We start from the raw sequence: 16,740 nt of genomic DNA on the forward strand, positions 1-16,740 counted from the left end.
TTATAAAACCAATAACCCAAATTCGCGTAATGTATTAATTGGTTTTGAATACCAAAACAATTCAAAGTCGTCTAAATTCGTTTCAAAATCTGTTTTTACTTCTTGAAATGTGTAATTTTTAGCATTCGAAATGGCTATTTTAGTTAAAATCTCAACTAACCATTTTCCTTCGTTTTTATTAGTCTGAATATTGAAACTTTCCTTTTTATCATGAAAAGTAAAAGTCATCATTTCCCAAGTTTGGCCTTTTTTAGATTTTGTAAAATGTTCTACAGATGGTTTCCCTCCTAACCAAACAACTTTGGCATTTGGTTTTGTATTAAAATCATTTCCTTCTTCAAGGGCATTAAAAATAAAATCGGGATCAATTTTTGTCTTCGGAATTTTAAAATCGAACCAATCTTGCAGTTCGTAATCAAAACAAATTCCATGCATGAAATTAAACAGTGATTTCTTTAATCCGAAACTGAATTTATCGTGATTGATTCCTGTAGAATCTGTATAATCAATATCATTATTGGCGAAAGTTCCAATGGTTTCTGTAGTTTTTGTAACGCCAAATTTCTCCGGATACAATCCAACCGGACTGTGCGCTGTCATGGCAAATTGATGCCAAAAACCAGATTGCAGAACTCCCGCTTCAAACAATTGACGTACCATTTCAAGGCTATCAACAGTTTCCTGAATAGTTTGTGTTGGATATCCGTACATTAAATACGCATGAACCATTATTCCGGCTTCGGTAAAATTTCGGGTTACTTTCGCCACTTGTTCCACTGTAACTCCTTTATCAATTAATTTTAATAATCGGTCTGAAGCTACTTCTAAACCACCTGAAACGGCAATACAACCGGAAGCTTTTAGTAATAAACATAAATCTTTAGAGAAGCTTTTTTCGAATCGAATATTTGTCCACCAGGTTACAGCTAATTTTCTTCGTAAAATCTCCAAAGCCAAAGCGCGCATTAAAGCTGGCGGAGCTGCTTCATCAACAAAATGAAAACCATTCTGACCAGTTTGCAGCATCATATCTTCCATTCGATCGCAAAGCAAATTAGCCGCAACGGGTTCGTAAACTTTTATATAATCTAATGAAATATCACAAAAAGTACATTTTCCCCAATAACAACCGTGCGCCATTGTGAGCTTATTCCAACGTCCGTCGCTCCACATTCTGTGCATCGGATTCACAATTTCGATAACCGAAATATATTTATCTAAAGGCAGATCAGAATAATCAGGCGTTCCTACGTATGCTTGTTTGTAATCGTGTTTTAGGGAATTATTTTTATAGATCACTTCTCCATTTTCTAATAAAAATGTTCTTTTATATCGCTTCTCGTCTCCCAACTCCGCTCGAGATGACAAACTTTCGATAAGTTCTTCTATTGGAACTTCTCCATCGTCTAATGTAATAAAATCGAAAAACTCAAAAACACGTGCATCAGAAAGTGAACGTAATTCGGTATTTGGGAATCCTCCACCCATCGAAATTTTAATTTCTGGATGATGTTGCTTGACCCATTGCGCACATCGAAATGCGCTATATAAATTCCCTGGAAAAGGAACTGAAATTAAAAATAAAGTTGGGTTTACTGCTTCGATTTTAGCTTTTAAAAGTGAAATCAAAATCGCATCGATGTATGTTGGCTTTTGTTGTAATGCTTCATACAATTCATCAAACGAATTGGCGCTTCGGCCTAAACGTTCAGCATATCGGCTAAAGCCAAAATTCTCATCTACGCATTCTACAATATAATCTGAAATATCCTCAAGATATAAAGTCGCTAAATGTTTGGCTTTATCCTGAGTTCCCATTGTACCAAAAGCCCAATCGAGTTCTTCTAATTGCGCAAAACGAGAAGCTTCAGGCAGAAAATCTTCCTGACAAATTTGTAATGCCAATGTTGGATTTTTTCCTTGTAAAAACTGAATTACGGCATCAATAGTTTTAATGTATTCGTCTTGTAAAGCAAAAATACGTTTAGAATTATCTGATATCTCAGAACCTGAAACTTCAAACTTGACACTTGAAATTTGGAACAAATCAATCAATCCCTTTTTCGAAAACAATTCTAATATCACATCGATACCCAAATCTGCCTGAACAGATTCAATATTTTTTGTATTTAGAAAACCCTTTATATACGCTGTCGCTGGATATGGTGTATTCAGTTGCGTAAAAGGGGGCGTTATGACGAAGAGTTTAGTTTTCAACAGGAATTATTTTTTGCAAAAATACGGCATATTTAATGACTTTTCAGGAAAAGATTCAAGTTGTGATTTTACTTTTCTTTTGTAGATAATTAATTACATTTGTTGCTATCCAAAACATCCAAATGAAGCAAACTTTACTCTTGTTTTTTTTACTAATTGTCACTACTTTATCTGCACAAGACAGAGCGCAAATAGAAAAAGAAAATCTTATATCTCAATATACTTCAGACCAAACTATTTTAATTGAAGATCGACAAGGACACCTCATTACTGATCCTTCTGCCAGAAGATTGTTTTTTACAAAAAGGCAAGAGGAAATTGATCTGCATAGTAATTTAAACAATAGCAGCAAAAAAATGGCTCAAACTTCAGATGCGGTACAAATTTGTGCTAATGGAGGTTTTGAAGAATTTGAAACTAAATCTACTTTAAATGTTTTAAAAAATTTTAAATCTGCTGTTGGTTTTCCTCAAAACCCAACACAATGTAAATCTGTTTCTTTAAGTGCTGTGGATAATATTAAACAATATGATCCTAATGACTATAATTTTATGGTTTCTACTATTCCATCAAATTTTTTAGATCCATATATTGGTAATATTAACGCATTTGATCAATATGCCTTAAAATTAAACTTCAAAGAATCTAGTTCCACATTAGCAATAGTTCAGGCAAAAAGGTTTAAAACCAATAATGAAACTCAGGTCAAATTTAATTATAAAACTGTATTACAAAGCATTACAAACTCTGACCACGTAAATGAGCAACCTTACTTTAAGGCTCGTATTTTGGACAAAAACAATAAGGTTATCAGTGAATTTTGTGTAATTGGTGATCCTGAAAACTGTATGTTCACGCAGGCTAATGATTTGGAGGGTGGTAGTATTATTTTGTATACTAAAAATTGGCAAAATGGTACTTTAGATATTTCTTCAATTCCTAATAATGAAGAATTTACTGCTGAATTTATGACGGCCAGATGTGGACTATCAGGACATTTTGGTTATACTTATATTGATGACATTTGCTTTTTACATTCGACTGAAAATTCTCAGGGAAGCATCGAATTGGATCCATTATACAAAATATGCCCAACTTTCCCCACAGCGGTTTGCGGAAGTTATACGATTCCAAATTCAGGCGGAGTCTCTGCAAATGTTAAAGCTATTACTTTGAATGTTTATGATGGAGATGGTAAGATTGTTTATACAACACCTACAACTTCGTCTCTGGATTTAGTTAAAAAACAATTTTGTTTTGAATTAACCGAAGCTAATTTTCCTAACACAACAAATGGCAATTACAATATTGGGGTCACGATTGATTATGGCGTAGATAAGACCAATTGTAATGGCGCGTCTTTTAATTCTGCGAGTGATAAGGACGCAAATCCGGGATGGGATATTTCGTTTATGAATTGTACTTCCGAATGTAATTTTACCATTCAAACCGGTAGTATTGAGCAATGTGACATTAAAAATGATGGAACTGAAATTTTTGATTTAAGTGATTCCTTAAATCAGGTAATTGGCAATCAGACGGGATTGACTGTTAAGTATTTCAAAAACATTACAGATGCAACAAGTGATACGAATGAAATTAAAGACTATACTAAATACGATTCAGGCAGCACATCTATTTTTCTAAGAGTCACTAAAAGTGCTGACTGCTTTAAGATAATAGCAGTAAATTTAGTTTTGCAGAATCCAACGGCCAATATCTCGGGTTCTCTAAATATATGTGGAGGCAACACTACTCTAACTGCCACACAAGGACAAAGTTATCTTTGGTCTAATGGAGAAAAAACACAAAATATTACCGCAAGCGCAACAGGAGTTTATTCTGTTGAAGTAACAGATGCATCCGGATGTGTTAGTAAAGCATCTATAACAATACCAACTAATCAGGTTGCTCCACAACCAACTATTGAAGTGAAGCAACCTGATTGTTTTGTAAATACCGGAACAATTACGATTACTTCTGCTGCATCAGAATACAGTTTTGACGGAGGAACTACATGGACTACTAATTCGTCAAAGTCAAATTTAGCTGTAGGTCAGTATTTAATACAAACTAAAACTTCTCTAGGCTGTATTTCCTATAATACGAAGATTACAATTAATCCTTTCTATTTAACTTTTCCAAGCTATAAATCCGTAAATCCGTTGAGCTGTGATTCTTTTGGAAGCATAACAATAACAACAATTGCTTTTGAATATAGTTTTGATGATGGTAAAACATGGACTAAAGACAATACTGCTTCAAATCTTCCTTCCGGAACTTATAATATCCGAACGAAAAATCAATTTGGATGTATTTCAACATATAATACGGTTACGCTAAACAGCCAATTTCTTCAGGCGCCTTATTACACTACTGTCCAGCCAAAATGCGGTGTTAACGGATCTATAAAAATAACCACTGTGGCTGCTTTTTATAGTTTCGATAACGGACTAACATGGTCAACAAATCCAACAGCTACAGATCTTGCTCCTGGAACTTATAATATTATGATTAAAAATGATTTGGGTTGTATCTCATATTCTCAATATGTTAATCTGGAGACTTACTACTTAAACTATCCAACTTACACCACTATTCAGCCTAAATGCGGAAAAGGAGGAACGATAAACATCAAAACAAAGGCAGAAGAGTATAGTTTTGATAATGGAAAAACGTGGACTACCAATCCGGTGGCTACAGATCTTATTCCGGGAACTTATTATATTTTAATTAAAAATGATTTGGGCTGTAAATCTAGATCTCAATATGTTTCTATTGATTATTACTACTTAGAGTATCCTACTCTTACAATAACACAGCCTACTTGTGGCACGGGTGGTACAATAAGTATTGATACAAATGCCTCAGAATATAGTTTTGATAATGGTAAAACATGGACTACCAATCCGGTGGCTTCAAATCTTCTGCCCGGATATTATTCTGTTCAATATAAAAATGATTTAGGCTGTGTCTCTTATTCGCAAAGTGCTTATTTGAACACGTATTATTTACCATATCCAACTTTTACTTCTGTTCAGCCAACGTGCGAAGCTGGAGGATCTATTACTATAACAACATCTGCCAGTAAATATAGTTTCGATGGCGGAAAAACCTGGACCACAAATCCAACAGCTACAGATCTTGCTCCGGGATATTACTATCTTTTGTATAAAAATGATTTAGATTGTGTGTCCACTTACCAATCAGTCTATATTAATAATTTCTTTCTTCCTAACCCTGTTTATGAAGCCGTAAATCCTTCTTGTGGTAATATCGGAAGCATAAAAATTATCACTCCTGCAGATTATTACAGTTTTGATTATGGAAAAACATGGACTACCAACCCTATTGCCACAAACTTATCTTCAGGATATTACAACATCAAGATAAAAAACAACCTTGGATGTGAATCACAGATACTTGGAATTTACCTTGACTCAAATCGTCTTGCCAATCCAAACTATGAAGCAATTCAACCAGCTTGTGGTCAAAAAGGAAGTATTACTATTACAACAAAAGCCGATTTTTACAGTTTTGATAACGGAAATACTTGGACAACAAATTCAACTTTATCAAACATAGAACCAAATACTTATTGTTATTTTTTAATTAAAAATAATGCAGGTTGTACCTCTAATTATCAATATGTTTATTTTAAACCATTTTATTTAGATAATCCTGATTACACAGTAGTGAAGCCATCATGTGGCAATAACGGCAGCATTACAATAACGACAAAGGCAGATTATTATAGTTTTGATAATGGAAGCACATGGACAACAAATAATATATTTTCAATTCCAACTACAAATACTAATTATTATATCTTAATTAAAAATAATTTAGGCTGTACTTCTAATTATCAATATGTTTATATTCCGCCTTTTTACTTAGACAATCCTAAATACACTGTATCTCAGCCATCATGTGGAGTGGATGGAAATATAACAATAACCACAAAAGCAGATTTTTACAGTTTTAATAATGGAGCTACCTGGACAAATAACCCCGTATTTACGAACCCGTCTCCAAATAATTATTATTATATATTAATTAAAAATAATTTAGGCTGTACGTCTAGTCCTTTATATGTTTACATTAAACCTTTTTATTTAGACAATCCGGACTTCGTGTATGAACCTGCTATTTGTGGCAAAGGAGCAACTATTTCTATTACTACAATTTCAGATCAATATAGTTTTGACAATGGAACTACTTGGACATCAAATCCAATTGCATCAAATTTGTCTACAGGATATTATAATATATTGATTAAAAACAAACTTGGATGCAAATCAAATTATCAAAGCATCTATGTACCACCTTTCTATTTAGACGCTCCAACTTTTGACTTAGTGAATCCTACCTGCTCTGGTAAAGGATCAATTACTATAACTTCGGTTGCTGATCAATATAGTTTTGACAATGGAAATACATGGACTAGCAATCCTATACTTAATAATTTAACATCAAGTTATTATTTGATAAAGATTAAAAATAATCAGGGCTGTCAATCTAACTATCAATATGTTTATTTACAATCTATACCTAGTTTTTCTTCCAAACCAACAGTTACTACAGTAATGCCAAGTAATTGTGGAGTTAAGGACGGTAGTATTAAAGTAACAAGTGGCGCAACACAATATAGTTTTGACAATGGACTTACCTGGGGGATAAACTCTTCATCAGGTGCTTTGGAAGCAGGTTCCTATCAGGTAAGAGTAAAAGAATACAATTGGTCTTGTCCTTCCGAGCCAACAATAGCGATTTTAAATTCAGGTACAATTTTACCTGGCCCTACTTTTACAACTGTTCAACCAACGTGTACAATCAAAACCGGAAGCATAACTATTACAACCTCAGCTTTACAATACAGTTTTGACAACGGAATAACTTGGCAAACTGATAATTTTAAAAATGACATTTTACCTGGAGATTACTCTATTAAAATAAAAAATGACAAAGGTTGCATTTCTGATCCTACGATAGTAAAAATCACCACTTACTTATCTTTTAAAATTCAGTCATATGGAGCAGTACAGCCTTTATGCGCAGGAGGATCACCAACCGGTATTGTTATTACAATAGACACTCCTGCCTCAGAATATAGTTTTGATAATGGTTTAACCTGGTCAAAAAATGCTACAGCAACAAACTTAAAAGAAAATACAGAATATTGTTTACGAATAAAAAATGCTGAAGGATGTGTCTCAGAACCAAGTTGCATGACAACAATTAAGCAAGTTCCTATTCCAAAAGCTCCTCCAATAACGATAAAACAGCCTACTGGTTGCGATCTAAATGGATCTATAACAATAAATACCGTCAAAGGACAATATAGTTTTGATGATGGAAACACGTGGGTTAAAAATCAAACTATGACAGCCTTAGCTCCCGGAACTTATTTTGTGCGAACTAAAGAGTCTGGAAGCGAATGTATATCTGAAGCATCAAAAGCTATTATCAACGCTCCGCCTGAAGCCCCAAAAACACCTGAAACTATAACTGTTCAGCCAACAACCTGCGTCAATCCTTATGGATCTATTCAGATTACTTCAGCAGCAACGGAGTATAGTTTTGATGGAGGAAAAACCTGGACAACTGATCCTGTCGCAAAAAAATTAGCTGTGGGAACTTATTCTTTAAAAGCCAAAAATGCACTAGGATGTGAATCTAGTTCTGTAAGTATAAAAATTGAAGCGCCATTAGATTATCCTAATCCGCCAAAAATAAATATTACGCAACCGGATTGTTCTAATTTAAAAGGACAAATAACCATAACATCAACAGCTTCAGAATATAGTTTTGATAATGGTATGACATGGACAACATCAAAAATTTCCAGTTATCTAAATCCAGGTGATTACGATGTTAAAGTAAAAAGCTCAGATGGATGTCCTTCTGAACCAACTAGAGCATTAATAATTCCGTTCACAAATTTCCCGGCATCACCAGCTGGTTCAAAGATTCAATCTTTTTGTATCGACGAAATTGCAACGTTAGAAAATATAACTTTAACAGGAACAGCAATTAAATGGTATGATGCAGTAACAGATGGAAATATATTACCCGAAACAACTTTATTACAAAATAGTATTTATTACGCATCGCAAACACTAAACAATTGCGAAAGCCAGCGAGTTGCCATTACAATAAAAATACAAGATACTCAGATTCCAATTGCTGATTCACCACAAGCATTTTGTATCCAAAAAAATCCAGTCATAAATGATATTGATATTATTGGCCAAAAAATAAAATGGTTCGAAAGTGCTTCTTCTACTATTGTTCTATCAGAATCAACTCCTCTCGAAAGTGGAAATACATATTATGCTTCGCAAACTATAAATAGCTGTGAAAGTGATAGAATTCCTGTTATAATAAGTATTCTTGAAGCTACCGATAAAGAATGTATTAATCTAGTTAATGAAATTCCATTTCCTAAATTTTTCACTCCAAATGGCGATAGTTATAATGATACCTGGACCATCAACTTTGATTATCTGGCACCAAATAGCAATATTAGAATATATGATCGTTATGGGAAATTCGTTAAAGAACTTAATAAAAACACTTCTTGGGATGGAAGCTATGCAGGTCAGGATTTGCCATCTTCAGATTATTGGTTTACGGTTACTCGAGTAAATGGATCTGAATTCAGAGGTCATTTTAGCCTAAAACGATAAATGATTAAACCTCAAAGCTCGCAAAGTTTTTAATTTCCTTGCGAGCTTTGAGGTTAAAATTTTATTCTGAAATTTTATATTATTTCGTTTGCCCTAAAACCCATTTTGAGATTTCGTCTAACGCAATTGGAGAAAATGTTTGTTCAATTTTCTGATATTCATCAGGTGCACCTGTTTTACATTCCTGAAACAAATGATTCATATCCGGCAAAATTTTAGTTGTCACTTTTTTATTCCCCGCCTTTACTAAATTACTTTTTATCGCTTCCAAATTTACTGCGGCCGGAACCTGTAAATCTTTACTCCCGTTCAGTGCCAAAACAGGACATTTGACTTTTTCTAAAACTGATGCAGGATCAATCTTTATAAAATTATAGAGCCAAATATTATTAATTAAAGAAGTATAATATTTTACCTTACCGTCATTTTCCGAGCCTGCATATTTTGATTTGAAGTAACTATTAATCGTACTTTTAAAAGTATCATCAAACTTAGAAGAAGCTAAAACAATATCATAAGCACCTCTAAAGATTCCTTGCTCCTTTTGGACTTCCCCTTCGGGTATTCCGCTTTGTCGTTCTATTAATTCTTTTTGTAATAACAATAATTTATCGCCTGAAAGTCCGGGACTGGCCAATAAAACAACAAAATCAATATCTTTAGAATTTCCAGCGACAATGTTGGCAATAAGCCCTCCTTCACTATGTCCTATTAAACCAATTTTCTTTTTATTGATTTCTTTTCGCGTTTTTAGATACTCAACTCCTGCCTGAACATCTTTTGCAAAGTCAAAAGTTGTTGCTTTTGCAAAATCTCCCGTAGATTCAGCAACTCCACGATCATCAAAACGCAATACAGCAATTCCTTTCTTAGTCAAATAATCCGACAATACCAGAAATGGCTTATGCCCAAGTCCTTCCTCGTCTCTATTTTGCGCACTACTTCCAGTAATTAAAATTACAACGGGAAAATTCCCTTCTTTTTTAGGCAGAGATAATGTTCCTGCCAAAGTTACATTAGCTTCTTTATTTTCGAATTTTACGTCTTCAGTATAATAGGGATATGGCTTTTTAGGTTCTTGTGGTCTGACAAAAGCTTGTTTCTCACTAATTTCTTTTGACAAATTAATGTCAAATGATTGTCCGTTTTGCGTAAGCTTTCCCTCAATAATATTATCGCTGTTTAATATTCCTTCATAAGAACCTTTGATCGCTCCGATTTCTAATTTAAAAACAACATTTTCAAAAGAAGTTTTCGTAACTGGAATTCCCTTTGCGCCCTGATCCGGGCTGTCCATTGTAGAAGTATATCCCGTTTCTGTTTTATTGACATGAAATACAACGCGAAGTTGAGCACCTTGAACTTTTAAAACTCCGTTCCATTGTCCCGTAATTTCTTGTGCATTCATTATAAAAGAAGTTAAAGCTGCTATTAGTATAAGTATTGTTTTTATCATTTTTAATGCAATATGAAAGATTATTTTATTGATGATTAAGAATTATGATTTCCCTTGTTTTTCTCTAATTGTTTGAATTTAATAAAGGAATATCCTATTGGCACAAATGCCAGAGTAATTCCTATAACCATAAAGGCTTTTGCGAAAATAAAACCTGAAAAAATTAATCCTCCTAAAATGATGATAATCCCGCCCAAAAACCAAAGTTTACCTGCAAATGCATGGGTAGCTTTCCAAACTTCCTGACTTTCAAGCGTCCATGGCGTTCTGATTCCGATGAAATAATTGGGCTGAATCACTTTAAAATAATTCCCCAAAACCATGATTAAAATTCCCGCCAAAACGTAAATAAAATTTGGATTTGAGACTACATGGTTTTTTGATACATATAAAAGAAATAAAGCCAGCAAAGACATAAACAATACCATGAAAAACTTTAATTGGTAAAACTTTTTTCCCATTAAAGAAATTCTGTTTTTAGGATCCAATTTTGAAGCAGCAAACATTATGGCATACATTAAAACCGGCAGCATAAACACCAACGCAATCAGGAAAGACTTGCTTCCCCATCTGTCAATTTCGCCATTTATGTTCCAGTGGACTGGGACTTTTTCAGGAAGAGTGTTCCAGATAAATGCTAAATACGCGAACGGAATCAATACAATTCCAATAATTGGAAGCTCTTTTTTAAATTCTAAATTCATTTTTTATTTTTTAAAAGTTAATATCCATTGCAAAACATCTTCCATTATGGTGGTATTGATGGAGTAGATGATAAATTGCCCATTCTTTTCAGAAGTAATTAAATCTGCACGTTTCAAAATATCCAAATGATGTGAAATACTAGGCTTTGAGATATTAAAAGCATCTGCAATTTCTCCTGCTGATAAATCTTTCTCTTTCAAAAGTTCCAGAATTTCTCTTCGGGTCGCGTCGTTTAATGCTTTAAAAATATCATTCATCAATCGTCATTTATATATTTAGACAAATATCTAAATACTTTTTTAATTACCAAAAAAAAGAGGCTATAATTTTTAATTACAGCCTCTTTAGAGAATTTATATTGTATCGAATTTTAAAACTGATGCACTTTTTTAGAAATCACTAAAAATGAAATTAAAGAGATCAAGGCTGCTGCGGTTAGATAAAAGCCTACATAATTTAAACCGTAGGTAGTTGCCAGCTTAATTGCAATCATAGGTGCAAAAGCTGCTCCTAAAATACCTGCCATATTGAATGTTAAGGAAGCACCGGAATAACGAACGGTCGTCGGAAACAACTCTGATAAAAAAGTTCCTAATGGTCCGTATGTAAAGCCCATCAAAGACATACCGATACAAACAAAAGCTGTTACCATAAAAGAACTTCCTGAATTAAGAAAGTACGAAAAGAAAAATCCGAATATCGCAATCGCCAGAGTAGTAAAAATTAATATTCTACGACGACCCACTTTATCTGCAACCAAAGCCGAAATTGGTATAAAAGCAGCAAAAAACAATACTGAAACCAATTGTATCAATAACGCATTTCTTTTTGTAAAACCTAAATCTGAAGTAGCCCAACTTAGCGTAAAAACTGTCATTAAGTAAAAAACTAAAAAGGTTGTAATAGCGCAAAAAGTCCCGAAAATCAATTGATTTTTATACGATTTCAGTAAAGTAAAAAACGGAATTTTAACTTCTTTTTGTTCTTCTTTAGAATTTTCGAATGCCGGAGTTTCGCTAATTTTTAAACGAATATAAAATCCAACAATTACTAAAAGTGAACTGGCAATAAACGGAATTCTCCAACCATAATCCATAAAAGCTTCACTGCTCATAGAATCGGTTAAAATTAAAAAAGTTCCACCGGAAAGCAACAATCCAATTGGAGCTCCCAGTTGGGGAAACATTCCGTACCATGCACGTTTATTAGGCGGAGCATTTTCAATCGCCAGTAAAACAGCTCCTCCCCATTCTCCTCCTAAACCAACTCCCTGACCAAATCGACATAACATTAATAAAATTGGTGCAGCAATACCGATACTTGCATAACCCGGTAAAAAACCAATTGCAATTGTCGATAATCCCATTGTTAGTAGCGCAACGACCAAAGTAACTTTTCGGCCAATTTTATCTCCGTAATGTCCAAAAACAGCTGAACCCAAAGGTCTGGATAAAAAAGCAATCGAAAAAGTAGCCAAAGATTCAAGAGTAGAATTAGTACTATCAGCCCCTGGAAAAAATAATTGCGGAAAAACCAATACGGCCGCATTGGCATAAATATAAAAGTCAAAAAATTCGATTGTCGTTCCAATTAAGGAACCAAAGAGAACGTGTTTTAAAGAATTCTCCTGATTAGATTTAGTCTTCATGTAAAATGGATATAACTTTTTTTCTTGCAAAAATAGAGTTTCATTATTAATAATTTAGTTTTCGAATAATTAGTTTTCGAACAGTCCTGTTTTTTTAACAAATTCAATGCATTATTAATTCCGTAACCAACATTAAAACTAAAGAATCAAAAACCTGAATCTAAAGCTTTTAAAACAAAAAATAAAAATCAAATCATAAGCAATCGTTAAAACCATTTTTAACTACATATTTTCATTAAATTTACAGCTATCAAAAATAAATTTACAATTATGCCAACCGACTGTATCAGCTATCAAACCTCAGGATATTTTTCTAAGTTAATACAAGATTATTTAGATCAAAAATCAGAATTAAAACCGCTATACAATCATTTTCCAACTCTGGAAAACTTTGAAAAACAGATTAACGAAAAAAAGGTCAACTTTGATAATTCAAACCGTATTCCGTTAGTTGAAACTTTAAAAAAGCAGTACCAGAATATCGAGCTCTCAGATTCAACAAAGCAGAATATTGAGCTTCTGGCACTTCCAAATACATTTACAATTACAACAGGACATCAATTAAATTTGTTTAGTGGTCCTCTGTATTTTTTATATAAAATTATTTCAACGATCAATCTGACTAAGGAATTAAAGTTAAAATACCCAGCCAACAATTTTGTTCCCATTTATTGGATGGCAACTGAAGATCATGACTTTGAAGAGATTAATTATTTCAATTTTAAAGGCAAAAAATTCAGATGGAATAAAGAAAGTACAGGTCCGGTTGGAAGACTTTCGACTGAAGGCCTGGACGAATTCTTTGAAATATATTCATTAGAATTAGGATCAAGCACCAATGCGAATGTTCTTAAAAATTTGTTCAAAGAAGCATATTTAAAACATGAAAATCTCGCTGATGCAACTCGTTTCTTAGCCAATAGCTTATTTGCTAATTATGGATTGGTTATTTTAGATGCTGATGATTCCAATTTAAAACGTGCTTTTGTTCCTTATATAAAAGAAGAATTAGAACAACAAACTTCTTTCAAAACTGTTCAAAAAACTATTGAACAACTAAAAGATTATACGATTCAGGTCAATCCACGCGAAATTAATTTATTCTATATTGAAGATGATTTGCGTGAACGTATTATTTTCGAAAATGATAAATACTTTGTTAACAATACCAAAATCTCATTTTCTAAAGACGAAATGCTAAAATTGTTAGAAAGCAATCCTGAGAAATTTAGCCCAAACGTGATTATGCGTCCACTGTATCAAGAAATTATACTTCCTAATTTATGTTACATTGGCGGAGGCGGAGAAATTGCATATTGGCTAGAATTAAAGTCTTTTTTTGATGCAGTAAACATCACTTTCCCAATACTTTTGGTTCGTAATTCTGTACTTTTAAACACTGAAAAACAAGCAAAAAAAGCTGATAATTTAGGTTTAAAATGGAAAGACTTATTCACTAAACCAGCCAATTTGATAAACGATGTCACACGTAAGTTATCTTCTTTTCCAATTGATTTAACACCTCAAAAAGAAACATTAGAAAAGCAATTTGAATATCTTTACGAATTAGCAGCACAAACTGATAAATCATTTACAGGAGCTGTAAAAGCACAAGAAGTCAAACAGAAGAAAGGTTTAGATAATCTTGAAAAAAGATTACTTAAAGCACAGAAAAGAAAACTAGATAATGAATTACAACGCGTCGTAGATTTACAAAGCGAATTATTTCCAAATCAAAGTTTACAGGAACGCCAAACTAATTTTTCAGAATTTTATTTAGAAAAAGGCGAACAATTGATTCCGCTTTTAATCCAAAATTTAAAACCATTAGAAACGAATTTTAATATAATAACCATATAAACAAAATAGTTTGCCACAAACTTAACTAGTGTAAATTAGCTAAATTCGTGGCAAAAAAATCCTTTATCGGATCAAAATAAAGTAATAGTCGTCAGAAATAAATAACCACCTCCTTCTGAAATTATTACCTCTCTAAACCAAATAGTGAGTTTTAAAAACAAAAATTAACCTATTTACCAAAATTATGATTAGAGAGCGCTTGATATCTTTAGATGTCTTTAGAGGATTAACGATTTTATTAATGACTATTGTAAACAATCCGGGAGATTGGGGGCACGTTTACTCCCCTTTATTACATTCAGATTGGCATGGTTGTACACCAACCGACTTAGTTTTTCCGTTTTTTATTTTTATTATGGGAGTTGCCGTTCCTCTGGCAATGCCAACTAAAACTTGGGAAAGCACAACCTTTAATAAAATTTTAGTACGCTCGTTACGAATGTTTTGTCTAGGAATATTCTTTAACTATTTTGCAAAAATACAGCTTTTTGGACTTGAGGGAATTCCTCTTCTTATTGGCAGATTAATCATTACAGTTGCCATTGGTTATGCTTTAATGGGAAACTTCAGTTCAAAAGTCAAAAATATTCTTGCCTTTTCAATTCTGTTTATTTACCTGTTTTTAGCTTACAGTGGTATCGAAGCGTATCATGATGTTCGTCTTCCAGGTGTTTTACAACGTATTGCGATTGTCTATTTTGTCGTTTCTCTTCTCTATTTAAAAACCACAAAGAAAACCCAAATCATTACCGGAGCAGTTTTATTACTGGGTTACTGGGCGATAATGACCTTAATTCCGGTTCCGGGATTTGGAGCTGCAAATTTAGAAAAAGGAACCAACCTTGCTTCGTGGGTAGATAGCATATTACTAAAAGGACATATGTACCACGAAACTAAAACGTGGGATCCTGAAGGAATTTTAAGTACCATTCCATCAATTGTAAACGGAATCATCGGCTTATTAATTGGACAAATATTGCAACGTGAAATCACCAAAACTCAAAAAGCAACAAAAATAGCGATTGCCGGAGTTGCACTAATCGTTGTAGGTCTACTTTGGGACATCGTTTTTCCAATAAACAAATCCCTTTGGACAAGCAGCTACGTAATATACACGACAGGATTGGCAGCAACTTGTCTTGCTTTATTGTGTTATATAATTGACATTGCCGATTACAAAAAAGGATTCAAACTTTTTTTAATCTGGGGAGTAAATCCAATGATTGTATTTTTCTTCTCTCAGATTATTCCACAAGCCTTAGTTATGGTTCAGGTTAAAAACCCTGAAAATCCCGAAACGCAAATCAATCTGTTAAACTACTTGTACCATTTCGGAATTACACCTTTCTTCAGCAATCCAATGACTGCTTCATTAGCTGGAGCATTAACCTATGTTGGCATTTGGACTTTTATTTTATGGATTTTCTACAAAAACAAGCTCATTTTCAAAGTTTAATTTTTCAATCCACATGAGATTAAGCTATAATAAATAAAGACACATAAAAGCAGATAAGACGCACCTCTGTGCGTCTTTTTTTTGGAAAAGAATTAACCTAGATGAGCTTATATCAGTTATATGGTTAAAAAAAATCTTAGCAAAACATCATTTCATAGTGTTTTAATTATGAATTTATTAAAATCAATTCATAAAAAAAGTATACTTTTGCACAAAATTAAAAATAAGCAATAAAAATGGCAACAAATAGAACTTTTACAATGATTAAGCCAGATGCAGTTCAAAACGGACACATCGGAAATATCTTAGCAATGATTACTAATGGAGGTTTCAAAATCGTTTCATTAAAATTAACTCAATTAACTGTAGCAGATGCTCAAGCATTTTATGCAGTGCACGCTGCAAGACCATTCTACGGAGAATTAGTTGAATTCATGTCTCGTGGACCAATTGTTGCTGCAATTTTAGAAAAAGACAACGCTGTAGAAGATTTCAGAACTTTAATTGGAGCTACAAATCCTGCTGAAGCTGCTGAAGGAACTATTCGTAAAGCATACGCAACTTCTATTGGAGAAAATGCAGTACACGGTTCTGATAGCGACGAAAATGCTGCTATCGAAGGTGCATTCCACTTTGCTGGAAGAGAGCAATTCTAATATCAGTTTTCAGTCTCAGTGGCAGTTTTCAGTCACAGAAACACATAAAAAAA

General features: G+C 33.3%; 9 protein-coding genes. 4 read left to right on the forward strand and 5 right to left on the reverse strand.

Going from position 1 to position 16,740, the window contains the following annotated elements:
* Positions 1-2,217, reverse strand: a complete 2,217-nt coding sequence (locus ACHRVZ_RS18430) for a B12-binding domain-containing radical SAM protein (RefSeq protein WP_395424355.1) — start codon at positions 2,215-2,217, stop codon at positions 1-3.
* 122 nt (positions 2,218-2,339) lie between these two features.
* Here ACHRVZ_RS18430 and ACHRVZ_RS18435 point away from each other — a divergent pair, with 122 nt between their 5' ends.
* Positions 2,340-8,906 (forward strand): T9SS type B sorting domain-containing protein, encoded by a 6,567-nt coding sequence (locus ACHRVZ_RS18435; protein ID WP_395424356.1) that lies wholly within the window; start codon positions 2,340-2,342, stop codon positions 8,904-8,906.
* A gap of 79 nt (positions 8,907-8,985) precedes the next feature.
* Here ACHRVZ_RS18435 and ACHRVZ_RS18440 read toward each other — a convergent pair whose 3' ends face one another.
* From ACHRVZ_RS18440 to ACHRVZ_RS18455, 4 genes are all read right to left on the reverse strand, one after another.
* Positions 8,986-10,362, reverse strand: a complete 1,377-nt coding sequence (locus ACHRVZ_RS18440; RefSeq protein ID WP_395424357.1) for an alpha/beta hydrolase family protein — start codon at positions 10,360-10,362, stop codon at positions 8,986-8,988.
* A gap of 35 nt (positions 10,363-10,397) precedes the next feature.
* The gene (locus ACHRVZ_RS18445) at positions 10,398-11,066 is read right to left on the reverse strand and encodes an SdpI family protein (RefSeq protein ID WP_395424358.1); all 669 of its coding nucleotides are present in this window, start codon (positions 11,064-11,066) and stop codon (positions 10,398-10,400) included.
* A gap of 3 nt (positions 11,067-11,069) precedes the next feature.
* A complete protein-coding gene (locus tag ACHRVZ_RS18450) occupies positions 11,070-11,324 on the reverse strand; it encodes an autorepressor SdpR family transcription factor (RefSeq protein WP_026984867.1) in 255 nt (84 codons plus the stop codon).
* Between the two features lie 113 nt (positions 11,325-11,437).
* A complete protein-coding gene (locus ACHRVZ_RS18455; protein ID WP_395424359.1) occupies positions 11,438-12,715 on the reverse strand; it encodes an MFS transporter in 1,278 nt (425 codons plus the stop codon).
* A gap of 270 nt (positions 12,716-12,985) precedes the next feature.
* Between ACHRVZ_RS18455 and bshC the strand changes: the two genes are divergently transcribed.
* The 3 genes from bshC to ACHRVZ_RS18470 all read left to right on the forward strand — a co-directional run bounded on the left by bshC (position 12,986) and on the right by ACHRVZ_RS18470 (position 16,687).
* A complete protein-coding gene (gene bshC / locus ACHRVZ_RS18460; RefSeq protein ID WP_395424360.1) occupies positions 12,986-14,575 on the forward strand; it encodes a bacillithiol biosynthesis cysteine-adding enzyme BshC in 1,590 nt (529 codons plus the stop codon).
* A 184-nt stretch (positions 14,576-14,759) separates the two neighbouring features.
* A complete protein-coding gene (locus ACHRVZ_RS18465; RefSeq protein ID WP_395424361.1) occupies positions 14,760-16,031 on the forward strand; it encodes an acyltransferase family protein in 1,272 nt (423 codons plus the stop codon).
* A gap of 236 nt (positions 16,032-16,267) precedes the next feature.
* On the forward strand, positions 16,268-16,687 hold the full coding sequence (locus ACHRVZ_RS18470; RefSeq protein WP_035625955.1) for a nucleoside-diphosphate kinase: 420 nt from the start codon (positions 16,268-16,270) through the stop codon (positions 16,685-16,687).
* Positions 16,688-16,740: the final 53 nt, after the last annotated feature.

Source organism: Flavobacterium sp. FlaQc-57 (assembly GCF_044007395.1).
Taxonomy (GTDB): Bacteria; Bacteroidota; Bacteroidia; order Flavobacteriales; family Flavobacteriaceae; genus Flavobacterium.

What these genes read in the sequence shown, in the direction of transcription:
- ACHRVZ_RS18435 (WP_395424356.1), top strand. Translation starts at nt 2,340, where the DNA reads ATGAAGCAAACTTTACTCTTGTTTTTTTTACTAATTGTCACTACTTTA.
- ACHRVZ_RS18440 (WP_395424357.1), bottom strand. Translation starts at nt 10,362, where the DNA reads ATGATAAAAACAATACTTATACTAATAGCAGCTTTAACTTCTTTTATA.
- ACHRVZ_RS18445 (WP_395424358.1), bottom strand. Translation starts at nt 11,066, where the DNA reads ATGAATTTAGAATTTAAAAAAGAGCTTCCAATTATTGGAATTGTATTG.
- ACHRVZ_RS18450 (WP_026984867.1), bottom strand. Translation starts at nt 11,324, where the DNA reads ATGAATGATATTTTTAAAGCATTAAACGACGCGACCCGAAGAGAAATT.
- ACHRVZ_RS18455 (WP_395424359.1), bottom strand. Translation starts at nt 12,715, where the DNA reads ATGAAGACTAAATCTAATCAGGAGAATTCTTTAAAACACGTTCTCTTT.
- bshC (WP_395424360.1), top strand. Translation starts at nt 12,986, where the DNA reads ATGCCAACCGACTGTATCAGCTATCAAACCTCAGGATATTTTTCTAAG.
- ACHRVZ_RS18465 (WP_395424361.1), top strand. Translation starts at nt 14,760, where the DNA reads ATGATTAGAGAGCGCTTGATATCTTTAGATGTCTTTAGAGGATTAACG.
- ACHRVZ_RS18470 (WP_035625955.1), top strand. Translation starts at nt 16,268, where the DNA reads ATGGCAACAAATAGAACTTTTACAATGATTAAGCCAGATGCAGTTCAA.